Genomic DNA, 20,973 nt, shown 5'->3' on the forward strand with positions numbered 1-20,973 from the left:
GTATTTTCTAATACTCGAACACATTTTAGCGCAAACGATTGCATTTGTATACCCTTTTTTATTTTTTTATTTAAAATGCTTAATTAGTGGTATACACCACTTTAAACAAACAGTATGTTATTTATAACAAAAAAACTTTTTTAACTTTCTCGATGAAAAACACTTGATTATTTCCGCAATCGGTTGCATAATAAGACTTGTAAAAAATAATTTTTGGAGGGTTCAAAAATGAAAGCGAATTGGAAAAAGATTTTAATGGGCGGTATCCTTTTAAGTGCTTCCGCGGTTTTACTTACTGCCTGTGGTGGCGCAGAAAAAACGAAAGCTGAAAATGAAAGCGGTTCAGCAAATAAAGCAGCTGGTGACGTAAAATTATGGGTTGATACTGAATATATGGGCGTCTTTAAAAAAGTTGTCGCCGATTTTGAAAAAGAAAACCCCGATATTAAAGTTAACTTAACTGCTGGAAATTCGGCAGATGCTAAAAAAGACATTGCAAAAGATCCTAAAGCTGCCGCAGATGTTTTCATGATGCCACATGATCAAATTGGTCAAATGGCAGAAGCTGGTCTGATTTACCCTAACACAAAATATGAAAAAGAAGTCAAAGAAAACAATATCGACTCGGCAGTCGCAGGAGTCACTTGGAAAGACAAAGTCTATGCCTACCCTTATGCCGTAGAGTCACAAGTTCTTTATTATAACAAAGATACGTATTCTCCAGAGGAAATCAAAACTTGGAAGTCTTTAACTGAAAAAGGCAAAATCGGTACCAATTTTGGCGAAGATGGCGCAAATTATATCTTCGGTCCTCTATTTATGAGTAACGGCGATTACTTATATGGTGAAAATGGCGAAGATCCAAAAGGTACCAACTTTAATAACCAACAAGGTATAGAAGTATTACAATGGATTGCCGATCAAAAAAATAATCCTGGTGTGATCCAATCAAATACAGAAGCATTGTCTAATCTAGGTTCTGGCAAAACGGATGCCTTCCTTTCTGGCCCTTGGTCTAAAAACGATGTAGAAAAAGCTCTTGGCGACAAAATGGGGGCTGCTGCCTATCCAACCATTGATTTTGGCAATGGAGAAAAACAAATGAAAGCTTTCTTGGGCGTTCGTAGTTTTGCTGTCAACCAACAAACACAAGCACCATTGGCCGCAATGACATTAGCAAACTATTTAACCAGCGAAAAAGCACAAATGACTTACTTTAAAGAAATCGGCTTTGTCCCTTCAAACAAAAAATTACAAACAAACGAAGAAATTACACAAGATACTGTTGCAAAAGCTATCTTAGAAATGGCACAACCAACCCACTCTGTGGTAATGCCAAAAATCCCAGAAATCGTTTCATTCTGGCCTGCGATGGATGCAGTGATCAATGATACGTACAAAGGCAATATCAAACCTGCGGACTATCAAGCAAAATTAGATAAATTAGTCCAAGACACATCAAAAGAAGCAAAAGAATAAAAAGAGTAAAGAAATGGGACGAGCTTCAATCTGCTGTCCCATTTCCTCTATCTTTTTTATTTAAGTAGAAAGTGAGTGAACGAAGATGTTCAAGAAAAAGAAAGCCCAGACGTCATTTCGAGAGGTCTTTAAAAAAGGCGACTTCGCTACAAAACTATCTTTTTTAGTTATGGGTGCTGCAAACTTCGCCAACAAGCAGTGGTTAAAGGGAATCATCTTTTTAACAGCTGAAATTGGCTTTATCTATTGGTTAATCCGTAATGGTTTCCACGCATTAATGATGCTAGGAACACTAGGGACCCAACAGCAAGGATTAGTATATGATGATTCTTTAGGGATTGAAGTTCTAAAAGAAGGCGATAATTCAATGCTCTTATTATTATTCGGAATTGCAGCAATTTTAGTCTGTTTATCGCTAATCATTTTATATGTAATCAATTTAAAAAGCGCCCGTCACCTATATGAATTAAAGACAGCCGGCAAAAAAATTCCAACAACTATGGATGATTTACGTAGCTTGTTAAACGAACGTTTCCATGCAACTTTAATGACGATTCCCTTACTAGGCGTTCTTTTCTTTACCATCTTGCCGTTGTTATATATGATTTCCATTGCCTTTACCAACTACGACCATAACCATCTGCCACCGAAAAACCTTTTTACTTGGGTTGGATTGGCAAATCTAGGTAATGTAATCACAGGCGATATGGCTTCAACGTTCTTTCCAGTACTTGGCTGGACCTTGATTTGGGCTGTTTTCGCAACCGCAACTTGTTTCTTTTTTGGAATCATTTTAGCCTTGCTTATCAATACAAAAGGCTTAAAATATAAAGCATTTTGGCGGACTATTTTTGTTATCACGATGGCCGTACCTCCGTTTGTTTCACTTTTAATTATGCGAAACCTCTTAAATGGTTCTGGACCTATCAATGCTCTGTTGTTAAATTGGGGCTTAATCGATTCTTCTATCCCCTTCTTAACAGATCCGAATTGGGCAAAATTAACCATTATTGTTGTCAATATGTGGATTGGTATTCCCGCTACGATGTTAATCTCTACAGGGATTATCCAAAATCTTCCTGAAGATCAAATCGAAGCAGCTAGAATTGACGGCGCCAATAAATGGCAAATTTTTAAAAGTATTACGTTTCCACAAATTCTATTTGTGATGACCCCGGCGCTGATTCAACAGTTTATTGGCAACATCAATAACTTTAATGTCATTTATCTATTAACAGGTGGTGGGCCAGCCAATTCTAACTTCTACGGTGCAGGCTCAACTGACCTTTTAGTTACCTGGTTATACAAATTGACTGTCGATACAATGGATTACAATTTAGCCTCTGTGATTGGTATTTTAATCTTCATTCTTTCCGCAGTCTTCAGTTTAATTGCCTATACACGGACGAATTCATTTAAGGAGGCGTAACTTATGGCTAAAGCAAAAAGTTACCAGAAAAAACAACGCACTGCACTTACCAGCGTTTACATCATTCTAACCATTTTAGCAGTTTTTTGGATGTTCCCCATTGTGTGGATTATCTTAACAAGTTTTCGTGGCGAAGGCGGTGCATTTGTTCCCTATATCATTCCCAAAACATTCACTTTAGAAAACTATAAAGTATTATTAACAAATCAGACTGGCAACTTCCCCTTTGTCCGTTGGTTTTTGAACACCTTGTTCGTTTCCATCGCAAGCTGTCTGTTATCAACTTTTATTACAATCGCAATGGCTTATGCGCTGTCCCGGTTGCGTTTCCGCTTAAGAAAACCCTTTTTAAAAGTGGCGCTCGTTTTAAATATGTTCCCTGGTTTTATGAGCATGATTGCCGTTTACTATATTTTAAAAGCCTTAAATTTAACTGAAAGTTTATTCGCTTTAATTCTGGTTTACTCTGCAGGCTCGGCGCTAGGTTTTTACATCGCCAAAGGGTTCTTCGATACCATTCCGATGGCTTTAGACGAATCGGCTATGATTGACGGTGCCAACAAGTGGCAAATTTTCACAAAAATTACGTTGCCATTGTCGAAACCAATTATTGTCTATACTTCTTTAACCGCCTTCATGGGTCCTTGGATGGATTTTATTTTCGCAAAAGTTATTATGGGTGATAAAGTTGAAAATTACACCGTTGCGATTGGTCTCTTTTCGATGATGACCAAATCAACAGCCAATTCACTATTCATGGCTTTTACAGCAGGATGTGTGCTAATTGCCATTCCAATTACTATTTTATTTATATTAATGCAACGTTTCTATGTAGAAGGCGTGACTTCTGGCTCTGTCAAAGGCTAGAAAAAACATCGTTTGGTTTATAGCCAAACGATGTTTTTTATTTTTTGGCGTTGTTTTCCTTACACGTTTTTCTTCGTAGCGCTTGATAATTGGACAAAATTTTCATGACCGCCAAAAAGTGTTGATTGACCTCTTGATAATCCTCTAAGGAAAGAACACTAAGCGTTTCAGATAGTTGCTGTTTTACTTGATTTTCTTTTTGCTTAAAGAGCTTCTCGCCTTCTTTTGTCGTATAAACATTAACCACGCGGCGATTTTCTTGATTATGGCGACGTTGAACAATCGCTCGTTCTTCTAACCCCGCAATAGAGCGACTCACTTGAACTTTCGACGTTCCTACTTGGTTGGCTAACTCTGTCATACTGATTCCTTCATTCGTTGCCACAATTAATAAAATTAACATGTCTAACTTTGTTAATTTTAGATCCTCCAAGTCTAGGTCTTTAAAAAGCAATTGGCTCATATATGAAAAAATTTCAGTAAAGACACTAATATCTAAATTTGATGAATGCTTCTCTTTATCCATATGTTCTCCCTCGTTTCCCACCTAGTGTATACTAAATTCACTTGATTATCAAATGGTAATGATTGATTTTTGTTAACTATTATGTTACGTTATACACTAACTTAAGGTTGTGTTGTTGATAAATTGGAAGAAGGATGCGAAAAATATGCTAGAACTCAAAGAGATAAAAAAATATTATACTGTCGGCGGAACGACCACTAAAGCTTTAGATGGCGTCTCTGTCGCTTTTCGAAAACAAGAATTTGTAGCCATTCTGGGTCCCAGCGGCTCTGGTAAAACGACGATGTTGAATGTGATTGGCGGATTGGACAATTACGATTCTGGTGACTTAATCATTAACGGCAAATCAACAAAAAATTTTAAAGAAGCCGACTGGGATGCTTATCGGAATAACTCAATTGGTTTTATTTTTCAAAGTTACAACTTAATTAGTCATCAAGGGATTTTGGATAATGTCGAGCTTGGTATGACACTGAGTGGTATTTCAAAAGCAGAAAGACGCCAAAAAGCCGAAGATGCACTCATCCGTGTCGGTTTGAAGGACCATATCCATAAAAAACCTTCCCAATTATCTGGCGGTCAAATGCAACGGGTTGCCATTGCTCGTGCTTTAGCTAATGATCCCGATATTTTACTTTGTGACGAACCAACTGGTGCATTGGATTCAGAAACTAGCCTGCAAATTATGGCACTTATCCAAGAACTTTCGAAAGAAAAATTAGTCATTATGGTGACCCACAATCCTGAATTAGCTCATGAATACGCTGATCGAATTATTGAATTTTCAGATGGCCAAATTCGTCATGACTCGCGTCCTCATATTGAACATGAAAAAAAAGAACCTTTCGAATTGAAACGCACCAAAATGAAATTCACGACTGCGCTGCGTTTATCTTTTAATAATATCCGCACTAAAAAAGGGCGAACTTTTTTAACCGCCTTTGCTTCAAGTATCGGAATTATCAGTATCGCGATTGTCCTTTCTCTTTCAACAGGATTCCAGAAACAAATTGATAAAACTCAGTCGGAAACGTTAGCGCAATTTCCGATTACCATTTCTAAAATAGCGACCGATCAAGATCCAGAAAGTTTCAATAATCAGGACAAAAAAGGCACCTTCCCGAAAGAAAAAGAAGTGACTGCTAAAATTAGCGATGCGGACCGTGCGCAACACACGAATTTAATTGATCAAAAGTTTATTGACTATGTCAATCACATTGATCCTGAATTAAGTAATAATATCGGCTATACTCGTCTAGTCAATATGAACTTATTAAGAGAAATCAACGGGAAAGCACAAGCTGTCAAATTTTCAAACGATGCACCCGACGGCCAATCAAATGCGATGGCTTCTATGATGGCTGCCCAAACTGGCGTCGGCGTTTCTGCTTTTCCTAAACAACTAGAAAATGGAAAAAACAATTTCTTAAAAGACAATTACTCGTTGCTTGAAGGAAATTATCCAGAAAAAGAAACCGATGTCGTTTTAATCGTCGATAGTAACAATACCACCAATATTAATGCTTTAAAAAATCTTGGCTTTGACGTGAAAGATAATCAAAAGATTGCCTTTTCAGACATTGTCGGCACAAAAATGAAGTTAGCCAATAATAATGCATTTTACACCAAATTACCGACAGGCAACTTCATTCCTAACCAAGATTTGCAAGCTGTTTACGATAATCCAGAAAATACCGAATTAACAATTTCAGGGATTTTGCGAATTAAAGATTCTTCAACAATGAATCTATTAGCACCTGGAATTGCTTATAGCGATGCACTTTCAACTAATATGATTGCCAAAAACAAAACCTCTGATATTGTTAAAGCGCAAGAAGCCAGCAACACTAACGTTATGACTAACGAAACATTAGATGCTTCCGCGAAAGAAAACCTATTGTCTTATTTAGGAGCGAACGAAATCCCTTCAAGTATTATGATTTATCCAAACGACTTCAAATCAAAAGATAAAATTCTTGATTATTTAGATGCTTATAACAAAGGAAAAGATAAAAAAGACCAAATCATCTATTCTGATTTAGCTGGAACAATGACCCGCTTAACAGGTGGTTTAATGGATGCCATCACCTATGTGCTGATTGCATTTGCTGGGATTTCCCTTGTTACAAGTATGATTATGATTGGGATTATCACCTATACTTCTGTCATTGAGCGGACCAAAGAAATCGGTATTCTGAAAGCGTTAGGAGCTCGTAAAAAAGATATTACCCGTGTGTTTGATGCCGAAACTGCTATTTTAGGCGTTGCCTCTGGTATTCTTGGTGTTGTGATTGCCTTTCTCGCAACATTTCCGATCAATGCAGTGCTCTATAACCTGACTGATTTAGAAAATGTTGCCACCTTAAATCCAATTCACGGGATTATTTTGATTGTAATTAGCACAATCTTAACCATGATTGGTGGCCATATTCCTGCCCGAATGGCAGCGAAAAAAGATGCGGCAGTTGCTTTACGTGCAGAATAAATAACAAAAAAACAATCCTTTAATTTCTCTTAAAGGATTGTTTTTTATTTGTATTTCTTATAAAACCTCCGTATACTAAATGATTGTGAATACTTAATAAAAGGAAACGAGGTAATTTCATGTTAAAAAAACCATTTTTACTATTTTTTTCACTTTTAGGAGCTATTTTTATTTTAGCTAGTTGCGGCATAGGAAAAGATGCTGTCACAGATACTAAGTACAAAGTTAGTTTGCAGCAAGCTGCTGAAATCTACGAAAAAGAAGCTGGCAACAGCAAACCATTAGTAAATGTCCAATTTGATACAAAACCAGAAAGTGACTACAGCTATATCTTTACCAACGATACAGAAACACTTTATGTGAATCCTGAAACAGGAAAAGTCACCAAAAATACTGAAGCAAATCAACTTGGCGAAAACGAGACAGCTTTTTCAGCTGCTGAAGTCAAAGAATTAGGCGCTGTTAACGACGTCTTAGCCAAAGCAAAAAAAGAAGTTGGAGGACTTTCTCCACGTATTTTGACTTGGAAGTTAACCAAAAATAACAACAAACTTGTTTATACAGTAGATGTTAAAACGACTACGGCAGATGAAAAAGTTACCTTAGATGCCAATAAATAAGCACAAGCGTATAACTTATCACGAAATAACCAAATCTTAAAATACTCTTTGGGACAGAACCTACGCATTCGGAAACCTTAACATTTTCTGAAGCCGATCGTTCTGTCCCAATTTCATTCTTTTAAGTAATAATAATTGTTCGTTACCCCTGCTACCGTTATACTTAGTTTAAAAGAAAAGATGGGAGTATCAATTCATGGTTTATACAGTTGATTTTAAAGAAGTAGCCACTATTGGTTTAGAAAGTTCACCAGTGGCACCTGCCCTTGCTGGACTAAGAGCGAATGAAGCTCGCTATTTTTGGAATAAATACAAACATCGCTTTACGACCGTCCCTGCCTCTGAAGCTCCAGAAACATTGGCCTGGATTGAAAAAATTTTATTGGAACGAGCGTTACATTTCCCTTACAAGCCACTTGAAATTTCTTCTTTCACTTTAGATGGCATAAAAATGGCCTATGTATTTTATGAAAACGGCTTAGCAGTTAACGTGATGTACACATTAGCTGATGAAGGCAAACGCGCCGTTGGGTTTAAACTTTCAGATAGTATGGCAATCCCTGCAGAATTTGAAGGAAAATTCAAATTTGCTCGTCAAAAATCAAAATTAGCTGGAACCATTCGCGGCTCTTATTTTGTCATTAAAGGAACCTATTAAAAAAATGCTTTTGCCCTTATTCTTAAAGGCAAAAGCATTTTTTTATTTTAATTCTTCAATATAGTTAAATACTTGTTGTCCAGCAATACCGCCTTCACCGACCGCTGTCGTGATTTGACGCAATGTTTTTTCACGGACATCACCAATGGCATAAACACCAGGAATTTTTGTTCTCATTTCTTGGTCTGTTTCAATCCAACCAGCCTCATTCGTAATACCAGCTTTTTTAAATGGTTCTGTTAATGGATCTAGCCCCACGTAAATGAACACGCCGTTTGCTTCAATTTCAGAAACTTCATCTGTTTTGACATTCCGTGCTTTCACACCTGTCACGACCATTTCATTGCCAACAATTTCTTCGACAACTGTATCCCAAACAAAGGAAATCTTTTCATTTGCAAAGGCACGATCTTGAATGATTTTTTGCGCACGCAATTCATCACGACGGTGAACAATCACTACTTCAGAAGCAAATTGCGTTAAATAGATTGCTTCTTCAACTGCAGAATCGCCGCCGCCAACGACTACTAAGCGTTTATTTTTAAAGAAAGCACCGTCACAAACGGCACAATAAGAAACACCACGGCCAGCAAATTCTTCTTCGCCTTTTACACCCAATTTTCGGTGTTCACAGCCTGTTGCAATAATTACCGCTTTAGCTTCATAAGATTTGTCATCACAAATCACTTCTTTATAGGATCCGTGGTCTTCGATGCCCATCACAATGCCATACGCATTTTCCGTACCAAATTTTTCTACATTTTCATACATTTTATAGGCCAATTCTGGACCCATAATAGAATCAAAGCCTGGGTAATTCTCTACCTCAGCAGTGTTGTTCATTTGCCCACCAGGCGCACCGCGTTCAATCATCAATACAGAAAGATTAGACCGTGATGCATAAAGTGCTGCCGTCATCCCAGCAGGACCGGCACCAATGATAATTACATCATACATTTTATTTCCCCCAAAATTTTAAGTAAGTTTACTTTACTCCTTAAACAATTTCTTGTCTACTTTTCTGCCCTTTTTTGACATTCGGAGTAGGTGTGTCTACTACGTAAGTTATTGTACCACGGTTTTGTGTTTTCTAGGAGGGGGAAGGAAGATTAATTTAGCTATTGTATTTAAACCAGAATTCTTCAATTTTTTCTTTGAATGCTATCGTTGGATAATTCCCTCTTAAATCAAAAGTGTGTCTATCACCATCACTAAATTTTATTTGATAATTATAAATAACCTCCCTTTCCGTTTGTCTGAAAAGTCCTACATCAATGAGGTAATTTTGCAAATAAGTTAGCCATTCCGCCTCCTTGTGCCCAATAATTCATCGTTCCAGCAACAGCCCCAACAGGTACGCTATTTTAAGATTTCATTCGTTTTCATTCCCTCTTTCCTTTTATCCTTCGTACCATTCCTTTTTTGAAAATCCATAATCAAGGCGAAATTCCTCTGAATATTTTTTTAACAACATTGATGAAATAAAATTTGGATAAAACATTCGGATAGGTAAAATAATTAATATCAAAAAACATAGAATCCCAACGATTAATTGCCCTAATGCAATTATTGCATTGATTGCATTAGATTCATTACTTTCTATCCAGAATTTATTCATTCTATAAAATTGCATAACTCCTATTATTACAATAATTCCATACGAAGTAGTCTTTTCGATGACTTTACCCACTTTAGGAACCCTTATATCTTTTACAAACAAAGACAGCTCTTGTTTTATTCTATATTTCATATAGTTATATATTATTAATAATATAAAATAACACCCTGCTATAGAAAATACAGTTTGTACTAACATCTGTAAATAAAACTCACTAGTCATTTTTCCAGAATAAGTTAATAACAACAACCAACTGCTACAACATACTATAAAAGAAGCAATACTAAAAACGATTGAACAGCATGAATAATATCTAATTAAATAACTTTTTGAGAAGCTTTTAAAATTTAATCTAAAAAAGTAGATTATAGTAATTAACACAATACTAGTTTCTATTAACGCAAACACAGGATTAAATAAATCTTTACTTAAAAAACTTGTAAACATTGCTATCTCTAGCAATATAACAATAATGAAAATACAGTATTTAACAACAATCAATCTGTTGCTAAATACTTGTTTTACATTAATCCCTTGTTTTGCTTTTTCGTAACTAATATTATTTATTTCATTTTCATATCTTTTAACAAAAAATTCATTCATTTTATTTCTCCAATAATTTTTATAATTTCAATCATTATTATAGTTTATATCTGAATTAAAACTTTTACTACCACTTTCTGGTTGCACGCCATGTCTGTAATTTTTGTCTGTTGTTCGAGCCGTTGGATTACCATAACTTTCATATTGCTTATCTAACCAACTACGTTTTTCAGCATTAGAATTCCAACCAAAAGTTTCTCTCCCTCCAGGTACTAATTTAGGTAAGTTATTAATTATTTTATATTTGCTATAGAAATAAACTGTATTGAGTGTCCCAGCCAAAGCTCCAACAGGTCCCCCATATTGTGCTCCTTCTAGTGGTCCTGCATTCCATAAAAATAAGTTTATTCCTCCATAAATAGCCTTACTTTCATCTCCGTAGGCCGGACTTTTGGGATTGGTGTATTCTTATATATAATAGTCCTTCTTTCAGTACGGGATGTGCTTTTAAAAAATCAGAAACAGCTTTCAATTTTTTAAACTCAGCTAAACCTACTTTGGAACCTGCAATGATTCGTGAACCTAATGAGCTTTTTGACAAAACACCCGTCAAGTGGCCCATTGATGCTAAAACTTCCCAACCCTTTTCACTTAATTTAATTAATACCCCATATAACTGAGCTTGTTTATCTAGCGGTAATTTTTCTACCAAAATAGCCAGCTCAGAGCTTCTTAAAACTTTCAGCGCTTTTTCTTTAGGCCAATCATTCACATTTTCTTGAAAAATAAATATTTCTAATGCTGCCATTTTCAGTTTCTCTGGTACTTTATCTGAATCCAAGGCAGTAATAATATAGTTAAACAATCGTTTATCTTTTTTGACTTTTTCGATAGCTGCCGCTGGATTCTTCTTAAATAAGTCATTAATCATTTTTGCCATATTTTGTTGATTTTTCTTTGCTTCTTCTAAACTTTCAATCCCTTGAATTTTTGTAAACCATTCTTTACTCGTTCCTTCTGGCAATGTATAACTACTTGTTTTTGTGTATGTACTTCTAAAAGGAGAAAAAATCTTCTCCTTTTAGAAAATCATTGCTATTTTTTATCTGTAAATAACTAAAAACCAAAAATCTCGCTTTCTTGATTTTCTTCCTTTCTGGATTTATCTAAATCACTTTTCCATTCAAGATAAACCTCTAAAAAGCGCGTTTCTTCTTCATCTGAAAATCCTTTAAAAATTACTTTATCAATATTTTCGTGATTAAAGAAAATAGTTGTTTCAGGATTTAAACCCGTTGGATATAGTACCGCCATATAATCTGCAAACGTATCTTTATCCGTCGCTTGATCTGTGTATACAACACCTCGACCTACTACTACTAATTTCTGTAGCCCTTCTTCTAACAATACAATACTTCCCAATGGCAATAGCTCTTTATTTTCAATCATTTCCGCACTCCTCTTTCTTCGTACCTTTAATATGTTTGTTAAAATACTTTTCTCCATACCACTCTAATTGCGTTTTACCTTCCCATTTTCGATATTCCTCTGGATACTTATATTTGTAGTAGCCGTGTAGTAAGTAAGGAAAGAATAGATAAGCTTCTGCTGCGATAAATCCTATATCTAAAATTACCCAGATACCTATCATTTCTATAAAGCCAACTATATCTGTTCGAGTATCACCAGCATTTGGAAAAATAGCCTTCCAAATTATAACTATCAATATAATTCCCCAGCCATACTTCATTACGAATTCTATTAACTTATTTGGGTTTCTATCTGCCTTCTTCCTTTTTATTGTTACATATAACACATTTTCTAGTGCTACCTTTTTAATTCCAAATATTTTATATCCTATTGCCATGATTATCGAAATCAAGATTACTACCCCAAATATAGTTAAGGATTTTAGAAATAATGTTACAAATAAGAGATTGAGCTCCACCACTAACCAAATTAGAATATTTACGGAATTTACATATGCACAGAAAAATTTGCTTGCATCATATCTTTTCAGTAGAGTATATATCCAAACTAATACATATACCCCTAAAAATAACCAGAATAAAGATATTGGTAAAAAATTGATACTTCCTTTTTGTAGAAAACTATTCTTATCAGAATATTTAGTGCTAAAGTCAGCCAGCACAGCGATACCATATAAAAGCATGATCATAACTACTGCTAATACTTTTAGTAATATAGGCTTTTCTTTCACATCAGGTCTTTCTACATCTTTTTGCATATACTTTATTAACTTGTCATCTTCTAAATTTAAACTTTGCTCAAAGGTCGCATTGAATAATTTTTTCATATTTATCACCAATTAAAGCTAACTTTTGGTATTTCAACCGAAGAAAGCGTTTTTCCTATTGATTTTCCAACCTGCTGTATATCTCTGTATACATGTTTAACCGTATCAACTTTTTGTTCAACAGCCTTACCTATATCTTTAGTAGACTTGTCATACACATCATAAATACTATTCTTAAAATTATCATATCCACTTGGCCATCTAAATTGAACACCTTTATTCAGCATACCTAGTCCGAAACCTATAACCGCACCTGCTACATTACCTACAACTGGTATCGCAGTTCCTATGGCAGCTCCTAAAGTAGCTCCTTCAAGTGGTCCAATACTTTTCACTGTGTCTATCGCTCCACCAATAACACCTTTGCCAATACTACCTGTTTTCCCGTATTCATTAACAGCGCTAGACACAAATGTCACACCTAATTGTGCATATGTTGCCACTTGAGCAGCTGTTCCTAGCCCTTTAGCTACACCCCAACTTTTGGCACTTTGAACAAATTTAGAATGTTTCAGACTTTCACTTACGTAGGTTTTTATTGGATTTGTCATTTTACTAAACCATTGATATCCCTTACCTAGGGTATCTATTTTAGGAATCCACTTTCCATGTGCTATCGCTTGCCCAAAGGCCTTATATTTTTCTAAACCATTAATCAATTTTATTCGGACTTTTGACGGTAATTTATCGGCAAGCATCCAAAATTCATCATTTTTCATCAGCTTATCTACTAATGCCTTGGGATACATAGCCAATAATTGTTCCATTCGTTTCATGTTATCCGTTTTACCACTGGTTAATGGGTTCATCAATTGTTTCACTTGTGTATATAATTCTAAAAAAGCATTACTATTATTTGTCGCTATTTGCTCCTTAGCTTTAGGTTTTATTTGATTAAACCAACTTTTATCCACACCACTCGGCAATGTATAACTACCATCCGCATGAATTGTTGTTCCATTCAACACCATTATGCCTTGCATAGCCAGTTTAAATTCAGCTAAACTTTCTTGAAACAGCCCACTTGTTTTGCCATTAAATTCTCTTAGCTTATTCAACTTTTTTTCAATCCGTTGAATATCCTTTTGACAGTCTTGCGCTCTCCTCGCGAAATCTCGCTGCATCCCTCTTATCATTTCTGATAGTAAGGGCTCTGGCAATGCATTGGCAATCATGTTGGCTGTACGTTCAGCGTTCTCCAAAGCTGTCTTTGAACTTTTACATAATGTTAATTGTTCATTTAAGTTGTCTTCTTCCAAATAACCTTCACTGGCAATAAAACTGTCAGCTGAAGAGAACGTATTCAAATCTCTTTGAACATTATCTACTGCACTCGAAACACGTTTGATTGTTGGAATCACTAACTCTGAAAATAACCCTTTCCCTGCGGTATACGCTGCTCCTGCTAGTGTCTGGCCATCGATCGCTGCGATTAATTGCTGACTACCAGAGTTTAGATTACTGACTGCTGTCCGAGCAATAGAGAGATTCGTTGCTAATGAACTTTTGATGGCATCGCTGTCACTACTTGAATAGATTAATCCCATGGCAATTCATTCCTTTCTTTTTGATATTCAAGACGTTCTTCGTTTAATTGTTCATTTTTTCTGACACATTGTTGATAAAATTCCTGATGAACTTGTTGAAAAGTAGAGGTTTGCTTTTGCTGCTTCTGAAGATAATCTTCTTGTAGCCATCTTGCTTCTTGATTACCATTCTTAGCTAATTCATGATTCAGATTTTCTAACTTACGTATATTTCGCGTTAAATCTCCTTCTAATGTGTCAAATAAGTTTTGAACTTGTCTCTTTACACTAGAAATTGAAGATATTTCTTGCTCTTTTTCAATAATTTTTTGATTGTATTCCGCTCGTAACTGCTCATTATTTTTCATTTTATAATCCTCTTATTTAAATCTTGTCCTGCTATCACGTGCTGCGATGACTGCGGCTAATTTAGGAAACTTACTTGCTTGATTATTTACACATTCCACCATCTTTGATACGTTGGCTACAAGCTGATTACTGACTTGCGCACCTTTTTTCATACCAGAAAGATTACTCTTTCCTAATTGACATTTAGCGCCTCCACTCACCGATACATTACTAATCCCAGAAACCGCCGCTTGTGCGGCTCCTTGATTTGAGGCAATCTTTCCCATCTAGTCCTCTCCTCCTTTTCTAAAATAATAAAATGGGTCTCCATTTGTTTCCATTTCCGTTTTTTCTAGTTCACTACTTTTTTCAACCTCCGATTCAGAATCCTTTGGAAACGATTCTGCACTCCCGTTCATTTGTGAAAGTAAATTTTCCAAAAACTCTCCATCCGTTTTATCAGAAAAACCTTCAAACAAAACCTCCATAATTTGCTCCACTTCAATTGAAAAGACTTCTTGTGTTGGTATATCCCCAAAAGGATGTGGTGCAACTTTATAACGAGAAACAATTTCTCCGTTACCATTTTTGGCAATCGCTCGAGCAACAATGAAATAATATAATGTATCATTGGTTGTATCTTTTAACTTCAACACACTCCCTAATGGTAAAAAAGGGGTAGTTAAATCTTCACTCATTTGTTCACCTCCATTGGCACAACAATTTTATCTAATACTTCTTCTTTTAAGCGATGTAACACATTTTTAGGGACAGGAAGATTTTGCTGATCATAAGGAACATTTTCAACAAATGATTGATTTTGCAATGTACCTCCGAAAAGAACTTGCTCTGTGTTTTCTTTGATTGTCGAAATAAAACTACTGTAAGTAGATGTAAGCTTTGTTGAAGTATCTAATAAAATTAACTGTAGTTTGCCGATAGGACTATTTGTTATATAAGCCAGACTATCAATATCCAATGATAATTTATCGACCAAGTCTGCCAAGCCATTAATAATCACAATTCGTTGTGTCGTTTCATCAATTAACATTGCTTCTAACGCTTCTTTCAATTCCACGTTCTGTTGTGCTACTTGTGTTCGTTGAATATAAAGGGATACTTTTTCAGACCATTCTTCTAAGTTCCCCGCTACATCAATCAAGACAACTTCATAATTGACAGTTAATTCACTGATTTGTTGCATAAACCATGGAAAGATTAGTTGGGATTGTTTAGTAGATTCTGGAAAAATACCTAGCGTTTTTCTTTGGAATATGGGTAACGTTTCTGGTTCAGCACTTAATTTGTTTAATCCCAAATATAACTGATTCAATTCTTTTTCTGGTACAAATTGTTGGAATTGTTCATGTGATAATTTTTCAGGAACCATTGGAATTCTTTCAGGACGAATTCCCACCCAGTCATGATTCATCGTAGCCACTTTGGTTTCTAAATTTTCTAATAATTCTGCACTATTTTCACCCTCTGCTGGCAAGTAAAATTGAATCGCCGTTGGCGTATCCAACATGACTTGCCCACGTCCGCTGATTGCTTGAGCCATTAAAGCATCTCTACCTAACAAGCTACCTATTTCACTTTCGTCATTTAAATAAAGAACGACTTTAGTTGCGATATTACTCATCATATTCATCCGAATACTGCCAGAACGGCTCGCAGTAAAAATTAAGTAAACGCCAAGACTAGCACCATCTCTTAAGAGTTGTAAAAGTAGCTCGTCAATCCCGTCTTTCCGTTGATCTTCTAAACTTAAACCATCATAGCTATCTAGCAAATTAATAATAATTGGTAATTTTTGCTGCGTTTTCGCTTCATATTGGATTAGACTAGCTACGCCAGTTTCTTTAAATAGTTGCTTTCTTTGCGCTAGTAATTGGCTAACTCGATCCAACATTTTTTGCAATTTTTCGTCTTCTTCTAACGTCACAATGTCTGCCACATGGGGCAAATCTTTCAACGGAAGCAGCCCGTTATTCCCAAAGTCTAATAAATTAAAATGTACTTGCTCTGGTGTATTTTTAGAGGCGATATTCAACGTAAGGGTTTGTAAAATCGTCGATTTCCCATATCCTGGACTCGCAAAAATTGCTGTATGGCTGGACTTCTCCAAATCATATTCATAGACTTCTTGAGCTTGCTTTGCAGGAATATCAAGTAAGCCTATTGGTACTTTAAGGCTACGATCATTCGATTTTCCAATATTTGGTGTTGCTATTTTTTCTTCAAGATTAGGTAACCACGGTTTATCTGGAATCGTCAGTGTTGATTGTTCAAAAATTTCGCCAATCGTAGTAATAACAGCTTCCAATTGGGTTGGTAAGTCGCTCTTATCTTTTCCTTGAACCACTTCTTCACCTGGATCATAAAGCAATTCAGTTTGTCCTAAATCATTGATCCGATATAGCCGTTCATCCACCACTTCTTCCATCACTTGGTCAGGATCGTAAGGAACCCCCGCATAACCACTTTGGAACATTTCATAAACTTCATTTTCCCCAACTTTTAAATACCCCCGACCAGGATTGGTAATTTGAGCTGCATCTGGTGTTTTTAATAATTCATTAGAATCTTGGACACTAGCCATTTTCAAAGCAATTTTGCTGGTACTATTGGCTTCAATTTGATCATTTACCACACCACTTGGTTTTTGTGTCGCCAAAATTAAATGAACACCCAATGAACGGCCAATCCGCGCCACCGAAGTTAGCTCATCTAAAAATTCTGGAACATTCGCTTTTAATTCCGCAAATTCATCAGAAACCAAAATTAAATGAGGCAATGGTTTAGTAGGATAGATAATATCAGGTTTCGGTTCGTGTCGTTGTTTGTATAAACTCATATATCCGTTGATATTATTCACACCATATTTGGCGAATTCTCGTTGACGTTTATCCAATTCTGCTTTGATACTGGCTAAGGCTCTAGCTGTTCCGGCTCCGTCTAAATTGGTAATAGCGCCCATAAAATGCGGTAGCTTATCTAATGTATTGGCTATTCCGCCACCTTTCCAATCAATAATCAACATGCCAATATCTTCAGGAGAAAAATTAATCGCTAAGCCAATTAGATAAGTTGTTAAAAATTCTGATTTTCCTGAGCCTGTGGTCCCTCCAACAAGTGCATGAGGCCCATGCAAACGTTCGTGTAAGTCCCAATAGACATAATCTGATTTACCACGCCAGCCAATTAGTGAACGAATTGATTTATTTGGCTGCGCATTCAACCAACGTTGATCGATAGTTAATTCTTCAATCCTTGTTACTTCGTATTGCTCAAGTAAACTCAGACTTTCTGGCACCGCATTTTTCTCCACTTCCACATGCTGCAAATTTGCCAAACGCTGAATCGCATAAGCAAGCGGATAAGCAGTCGGTAAATGATTAGGAACGAAGTTTTGGTTCACATATTTATTATTTTGATTGATTAAAGTCGCCGCTTCACTACTTTGATACTCAATCAGTGTAGTTGTCGTTTCTGGTAACATATTTAAAGCATCTTTTCCCCAAATAACTGTCACACCATATTGACTCATATCTTCAGCTAAAAATTCATTTAAGCCATGCCCTGACAACCAGCTTTCCTCTAAAATCGACAGAATATACTGTGGTTGAAAGTGAACTTTTTCATTGCCGGCTTCGCGCACTTGTTGTCGACGTTTCGTAATCATTTGATAGAAAGAATTTAAAACCATATCCCTTGTTTGAGGATCGTGAACAATCCCACGCAAATTCAGGCTGCGGATTTTGACGTGTGGCAACCAACGCCAAGAATGCCAATCTTTCTGATAATCTTCCTCTGGTACTAAAGTAATAAACTCTACGTCACGATAGGAATGTAAAACAGACACTTGAAATAACAACGTTTGAATGGCTGTCCTTAAAACAGCAGGTGTTCCCGCCAATCCTAAGGTTTGTCCCATTAGTGGTACAACAATCGGCGCCTTTTCTAATTGCTTATATGGCCATACTAATTGTTCTTCAGCTTCTTGACTTAGTGAATCATCTTCCGTTGACTGATAATTTGTCGTAAAACTTGAAGAAATTTCACCAACTCCTAAGCGAACTGTCAAAAAATCTTCATTAGTCATCATGCGTTCATATATCCGCGCATGATACTCTTTTGTCATTAAGGCTAATTCATTCATGGCAGGATTCATATATTCCAAGGCCTCTTTTTGTTCTTGTTGCAGTATACTTAAACGAGCTTTCTCTTGTATTAAATATTGTTCGTAGCTATTTGTCCGTTCGATATTCTTTTGCTTTGTTTCTTTTTTATTGGTGAAATAACTAGAGACTGAAAAACCAGCCGTCAATAAACTCGCTCCGCCCATACTAAGCATCATAATTGGATTGCCCCCACTTAAAAAGCTTGTTGCGCCACTCAAAACGACCATTCCTAAAGGTGGGACAATCGTCCGTAACAGTTCATTTTTCCCTTCTGTTTGCTTGGCTTTTGGGGCAGCAATTTCTATTTGTTTTTTTGGCTCCTTCAAGTGAATCCGTGGACTTCGTCGAAATGACGGGAAATCGACAGGATATTCTGGAATAACCTCCTCTTCTACAATTTGCCAAGGATTCAGGGAATATGTAGCTCCTAGACTTGTTAACTTTAATTGTTTTTCCCGAACTTCAATGATTAAGCCATTGACAACTAATTGATCACCGACTCCAAAAGCATAGCTTCCTTTTTCAACTAAATAATGATTGTAGTAAATCGTATCTTCTCCGGGATAAATCGTTGCTGTATATTCCCCAGTTTCTGATGTTAGTGTAATATTGATGATGGCATCTGTTTCTAATGAAATCGCAGCATTTTTGGCAGAGGCAATTAAAAAATCTTTCTGCGGTTTATTGGTGGTGACAGTAATCAATTCTTCGTGGGGAAAAACAGAAAAATTTTCAGCAGAATCAAAGGTTTCACCATTACAGAATAATTTTTCATTTTCATAAAAAAATAATTGTTGATTGATTGAAACACTTGGGTTTTTAGCCGTAATTTGACGGTGAAGAAGTTGGGGCCCAAAATAAAAAATGTCAAAATAAATCATGCTAGATGTATGAATTTGATCATTCACAGAGACCAATTTTTTATTGATTTTCGTTGTCATCCGTTTTTCCTCCCAAGATTTTCATGTATTTATCAATTGCTTCTTCATATTTTGTTAACAATGCTTGTTTTTTCTCGCCGTTCATTTTGTTATTGGCTTTGGTTGCATCATATAATTTTGTATAGGCATGTAATATATATTGGTTATCGCCTAAATTTTGGGCAATATCTAATGATTTTTCAAAGTCTCCTTTGCCAATATGAATCCAATAAAGTAAGGTATTTTCACTAGATTTTTGAGATAAATTATTTAAAATTGCTGTTTTTTGTTCATTTGATAAATTATCTAGTTGGACAGAACTAACAGCAGCAACATACTTAGCTCCTATCGGTAATTCTTCTGGTGTATCTTCTTTTAATGTTTTCGTAACACTTGCATAGTCATTAGAAATATACTGCGCTTCTGCCAAACTCACTCGCTCTTGGGCTGGTAATTTTTTTAAGACATAAATCCCTGTTGTAGTTGCAAAAAGTAGCGTTAAAGCCAATAATACTAAGCTGGCCCATTTAAAGGTTAAATAACTTTTTTTACTCACTAATTTGGTTTCTGCTTTACGCTTGGCTTTTTGACGAATGATTTGTTCACCAATGATTTGCTCAATTTCATTGATTGTTTTCGCCTCTTGTAATTGTTTAGATAGCGTATCTTTCAGGGTGCCATTCCCTTGAATCAATTGTTCATACTCATACTTTGGATGTAAGATTGCTAAAATCAGCGCTCGATATTGTTTAAAAAATTCTCTTTCATCTGCTGAATAAGGCACAATGACCTGCATAAAACCACGATGAGCAATTAATAATTCTTCTCCCAAGATATAGATGTTTTCTGGATGAATAAAGGGTTGGACCGGCGTACCTAAGAAATCAACCAAATAATGAACTCTTTGCGCTAACAATAATCGCTCATATTGATCCATTTTTTTTATCGCTTGTAAAATGGATTGCATATATTGATCCTTATGGTATTGAATCACTAACGCTTCTTCCGTTGCTTGTATTATTTTTCCCGATAAAAATCCACGACTTGATTTTAAAAATTGTTGAAACTGTTCTAGTCTTTCTAACTGATATTGATTTGCTTGTAATGTCACTTGAACATATTCTTTTGTTGCTTCTAACGTGATTGTCTCTGAAATATCCTTTAACTCGCTCATCCATGTGTCTCCTTTACAATTTCTTTTACTACTAGTTGGTCGCCATTCCCTAATGGATAATCTGCAATTAATTGATTGTCAGCTAAATGAATTGGTTTATTCAAAACAACCAATTCAAATGATGCTGGCAAACGGTTTGGCAACATCTCAAACGATTCGAGTAACAATTCTTTTAAACGTGCAACTGATACCTGATTAGGGATTTGCAAATCAATAATTTGATTCGACACATGTAAGCCGATACCAATCGATGTTCTTTTGTTCATGTTTCTTTCACTC

General features: G+C 35.9%; 20 protein-coding genes. 6 read left to right on the forward strand and 14 right to left on the reverse strand.

Annotated elements, in window-relative coordinates; all coding sequences use genetic code 11:
• Window positions 1–228: 228 nt before the first annotated feature.
• The 3 genes from IGK96_RS07700 (at window position 229) to IGK96_RS07710 (ending at window position 3,775) form a co-directional block, all read left to right on the forward strand.
• The gene (locus tag IGK96_RS07700) at window positions 229–1,479 is read left to right on the forward strand and encodes an extracellular solute-binding protein (RefSeq protein ID WP_002382263.1); all 1,251 of its coding nucleotides are present in this window, start codon (window positions 229–231) and stop codon (window positions 1,477–1,479) included.
• 85 nt (window positions 1,480–1,564) lie between these two features.
• Window positions 1,565–2,908 carry a carbohydrate ABC transporter permease gene (locus IGK96_RS07705; RefSeq protein ID WP_002357775.1) on the forward strand — a complete coding sequence of 448 codons (1,344 nt, stop codon included), beginning with the start codon at window positions 1,565–1,567 and terminating at the stop codon, window positions 2,906–2,908.
• A 3-nt stretch (window positions 2,909–2,911) separates the two neighbouring features.
• Window positions 2,912–3,775 carry a sugar ABC transporter permease gene (locus IGK96_RS07710; RefSeq protein WP_002360454.1) on the forward strand — a complete coding sequence of 288 codons (864 nt, stop codon included), beginning with the start codon at window positions 2,912–2,914 and terminating at the stop codon, window positions 3,773–3,775.
• A gap of 37 nt (window positions 3,776–3,812) precedes the next feature.
• Here IGK96_RS07710 and IGK96_RS07715 read toward each other — a convergent pair whose 3' ends face one another.
• On the reverse strand, window positions 3,813–4,322 hold the full coding sequence (locus tag IGK96_RS07715; protein ID WP_002365578.1) for a MarR family winged helix-turn-helix transcriptional regulator: 510 nt from the start codon (window positions 4,320–4,322) through the stop codon (window positions 3,813–3,815).
• A gap of 124 nt (window positions 4,323–4,446) precedes the next feature.
• Between IGK96_RS07715 and IGK96_RS07720 the strand changes: the two genes are divergently transcribed.
• The 3 genes from IGK96_RS07720 (at window position 4,447) to IGK96_RS07730 (ending at window position 8,064) form a co-directional block, all read left to right on the forward strand.
• A complete protein-coding gene (locus IGK96_RS07720; RefSeq protein WP_002360456.1) occupies window positions 4,447–6,786 on the forward strand; it encodes an ABC transporter ATP-binding protein/permease in 2,340 nt (779 codons plus the stop codon).
• A gap of 119 nt (window positions 6,787–6,905) precedes the next feature.
• Window positions 6,906–7,406, forward strand: a complete 501-nt coding sequence (camE, locus tag IGK96_RS07725; RefSeq protein WP_002395110.1) for a plasmid sex pheromone cAM373 precursor — start codon at window positions 6,906–6,908, stop codon at window positions 7,404–7,406.
• Between the two features lie 196 nt (window positions 7,407–7,602).
• On the forward strand, window positions 7,603–8,064 hold the full coding sequence (locus tag IGK96_RS07730; RefSeq protein ID WP_010775800.1) for a hypothetical protein: 462 nt from the start codon (window positions 7,603–7,605) through the stop codon (window positions 8,062–8,064).
• Window positions 8,065–8,106: 42 nt separating this feature from the next.
• Here IGK96_RS07730 and trxB read toward each other — a convergent pair whose 3' ends face one another.
• The 13 genes from trxB to IGK96_RS07795 all read right to left on the reverse strand — a co-directional run bounded on the left by trxB (window position 8,107) and on the right by IGK96_RS07795 (window position 20,960).
• Complete coding sequence (gene trxB / locus IGK96_RS07735; protein WP_002357780.1) at window positions 8,107–9,021, reverse strand: thioredoxin-disulfide reductase; 915 nt, start codon at window positions 9,019–9,021, stop codon at window positions 8,107–8,109.
• Between the two features lie 442 nt (window positions 9,022–9,463).
• On the reverse strand, window positions 9,464–10,285 hold the full coding sequence (locus IGK96_RS07740; RefSeq protein ID WP_010828755.1) for a hypothetical protein: 822 nt from the start codon (window positions 10,283–10,285) through the stop codon (window positions 9,464–9,466).
• A 27-nt stretch (window positions 10,286–10,312) separates the two neighbouring features.
• Window positions 10,313–10,567 (reverse strand): hypothetical protein, encoded by a 255-nt coding sequence (locus tag IGK96_RS07745; RefSeq protein ID WP_010828754.1) that lies wholly within the window; start codon window positions 10,565–10,567, stop codon window positions 10,313–10,315.
• An 88-nt stretch (window positions 10,568–10,655) separates the two neighbouring features.
• Entirely contained in the window at window positions 10,656–11,249 is a 594-nt protein-coding gene (locus IGK96_RS07750; protein ID WP_225585648.1) for a hypothetical protein, read from the reverse strand.
• 92 nt (window positions 11,250–11,341) lie between these two features.
• Window positions 11,342–11,674 (reverse strand): DUF4176 domain-containing protein, encoded by a 333-nt coding sequence (locus IGK96_RS07755; RefSeq protein WP_010824596.1) that lies wholly within the window; start codon window positions 11,672–11,674, stop codon window positions 11,342–11,344.
• Window positions 11,667–12,542 carry a hypothetical protein gene (locus IGK96_RS07760; protein ID WP_071646681.1) on the reverse strand — a complete coding sequence of 292 codons (876 nt, stop codon included), beginning with the start codon at window positions 12,540–12,542 and terminating at the stop codon, window positions 11,667–11,669. Before IGK96_RS07760 ends, IGK96_RS07755 begins: the two co-directional genes overlap by 8 nt.
• Window positions 12,543–12,547: 5 nt before the next feature.
• Window positions 12,548–14,089, reverse strand: coding sequence for a hypothetical protein (locus IGK96_RS07765; protein ID WP_071646680.1), 1,542 nt, complete (start codon window positions 14,087–14,089; stop codon window positions 12,548–12,550).
• On the reverse strand, window positions 14,080–14,436 hold the full coding sequence (locus tag IGK96_RS07770; RefSeq protein ID WP_002394401.1) for a hypothetical protein: 357 nt from the start codon (window positions 14,434–14,436) through the stop codon (window positions 14,080–14,082). The genes IGK96_RS07765 and IGK96_RS07770 overlap by 10 nt, the downstream gene beginning before the upstream one ends.
• A gap of 12 nt (window positions 14,437–14,448) precedes the next feature.
• Window positions 14,449–14,703, reverse strand: coding sequence for a hypothetical protein (locus IGK96_RS07775; RefSeq protein WP_002394400.1), 255 nt, complete (start codon window positions 14,701–14,703; stop codon window positions 14,449–14,451).
• Complete coding sequence (locus tag IGK96_RS07780) at window positions 14,704–15,114, reverse strand: DUF4176 domain-containing protein (RefSeq protein WP_010828750.1); 411 nt, start codon at window positions 15,112–15,114, stop codon at window positions 14,704–14,706.
• Complete coding sequence (essC, locus tag IGK96_RS07785) at window positions 15,111–19,541, reverse strand: type VII secretion protein EssC (RefSeq protein ID WP_071646679.1); 4,431 nt, start codon at window positions 19,539–19,541, stop codon at window positions 15,111–15,113. Before essC ends, IGK96_RS07780 begins: the two co-directional genes overlap by 4 nt.
• Window positions 19,522–20,694 carry a type VII secretion protein EssB gene (gene essB / locus IGK96_RS07790; protein ID WP_085443215.1) on the reverse strand — a complete coding sequence of 391 codons (1,173 nt, stop codon included), beginning with the start codon at window positions 20,692–20,694 and terminating at the stop codon, window positions 19,522–19,524. Before essB ends, essC begins: the two co-directional genes overlap by 20 nt.
• Window positions 20,691–20,960 (reverse strand): EsaB/YukD family protein, encoded by a 270-nt coding sequence (locus IGK96_RS07795; RefSeq protein ID WP_002357795.1) that lies wholly within the window; start codon window positions 20,958–20,960, stop codon window positions 20,691–20,693. Before IGK96_RS07795 ends, essB begins: the two co-directional genes overlap by 4 nt.
• Between the last annotated feature and the right edge of the window lie 13 nt (window positions 20,961–20,973).

Origin of the sequence: Enterococcus sp. DIV0682, assembly GCF_051712685.1 — a bacterium.
Taxonomy (GTDB): domain Bacteria; phylum Bacillota; class Bacilli; order Lactobacillales; family Enterococcaceae; genus Enterococcus; species Enterococcus faecalis.

Bases quoted from the DNA above. Each gene is read 5' to 3' on its own strand.
- IGK96_RS07780 (WP_010828750.1), bottom strand. From the start codon at position 15,114: ATGAGTGAAGATTTAACTACCCCTTTTTTACCATTAGGGAGTGTGTTG.
- IGK96_RS07765 (WP_071646680.1), bottom strand. From the start codon at position 14,089: ATGGGATTAATCTATTCAAGTAGTGACAGCGATGCCATCAAAAGTTCA.
- essB (WP_085443215.1), bottom strand. From the start codon at position 20,694: ATGAGCGAGTTAAAGGATATTTCAGAGACAATCACGTTAGAAGCAACA.
- camE (WP_002395110.1), top strand. From the start codon at position 6,906: ATGTTAAAAAAACCATTTTTACTATTTTTTTCACTTTTAGGAGCTATT.
- IGK96_RS07760 (WP_071646681.1), bottom strand. From the start codon at position 12,542: ATGAAAAAATTATTCAATGCGACCTTTGAGCAAAGTTTAAATTTAGAA.
- IGK96_RS07795 (WP_002357795.1), bottom strand. From the start codon at position 20,960: ATGAACAAAAGAACATCGATTGGTATCGGCTTACATGTGTCGAATCAA.
- IGK96_RS07740 (WP_010828755.1), bottom strand. From the start codon at position 10,285: ATGAATGAATTTTTTGTTAAAAGATATGAAAATGAAATAAATAATATT.
- trxB (WP_002357780.1), bottom strand. From the start codon at position 9,021: ATGTATGATGTAATTATCATTGGTGCCGGTCCTGCTGGGATGACGGCA.
- IGK96_RS07705 (WP_002357775.1), top strand. From the start codon at position 1,565: ATGTTCAAGAAAAAGAAAGCCCAGACGTCATTTCGAGAGGTCTTTAAA.
- IGK96_RS07720 (WP_002360456.1), top strand. From the start codon at position 4,447: ATGCTAGAACTCAAAGAGATAAAAAAATATTATACTGTCGGCGGAACG.
- essC (WP_071646679.1), bottom strand. From the start codon at position 19,541: ATGACAACGAAAATCAATAAAAAATTGGTCTCTGTGAATGATCAAATT.
- IGK96_RS07770 (WP_002394401.1), bottom strand. From the start codon at position 14,436: ATGAAAAATAATGAGCAGTTACGAGCGGAATACAATCAAAAAATTATT.
- IGK96_RS07710 (WP_002360454.1), top strand. From the start codon at position 2,912: ATGGCTAAAGCAAAAAGTTACCAGAAAAAACAACGCACTGCACTTACC.
- IGK96_RS07730 (WP_010775800.1), top strand. From the start codon at position 7,603: ATGGTTTATACAGTTGATTTTAAAGAAGTAGCCACTATTGGTTTAGAA.
- IGK96_RS07755 (WP_010824596.1), bottom strand. From the start codon at position 11,674: ATGATTGAAAATAAAGAGCTATTGCCATTGGGAAGTATTGTATTGTTA.
- IGK96_RS07775 (WP_002394400.1), bottom strand. From the start codon at position 14,703: ATGGGAAAGATTGCCTCAAATCAAGGAGCCGCACAAGCGGCGGTTTCT.
- IGK96_RS07700 (WP_002382263.1), top strand. From the start codon at position 229: ATGAAAGCGAATTGGAAAAAGATTTTAATGGGCGGTATCCTTTTAAGT.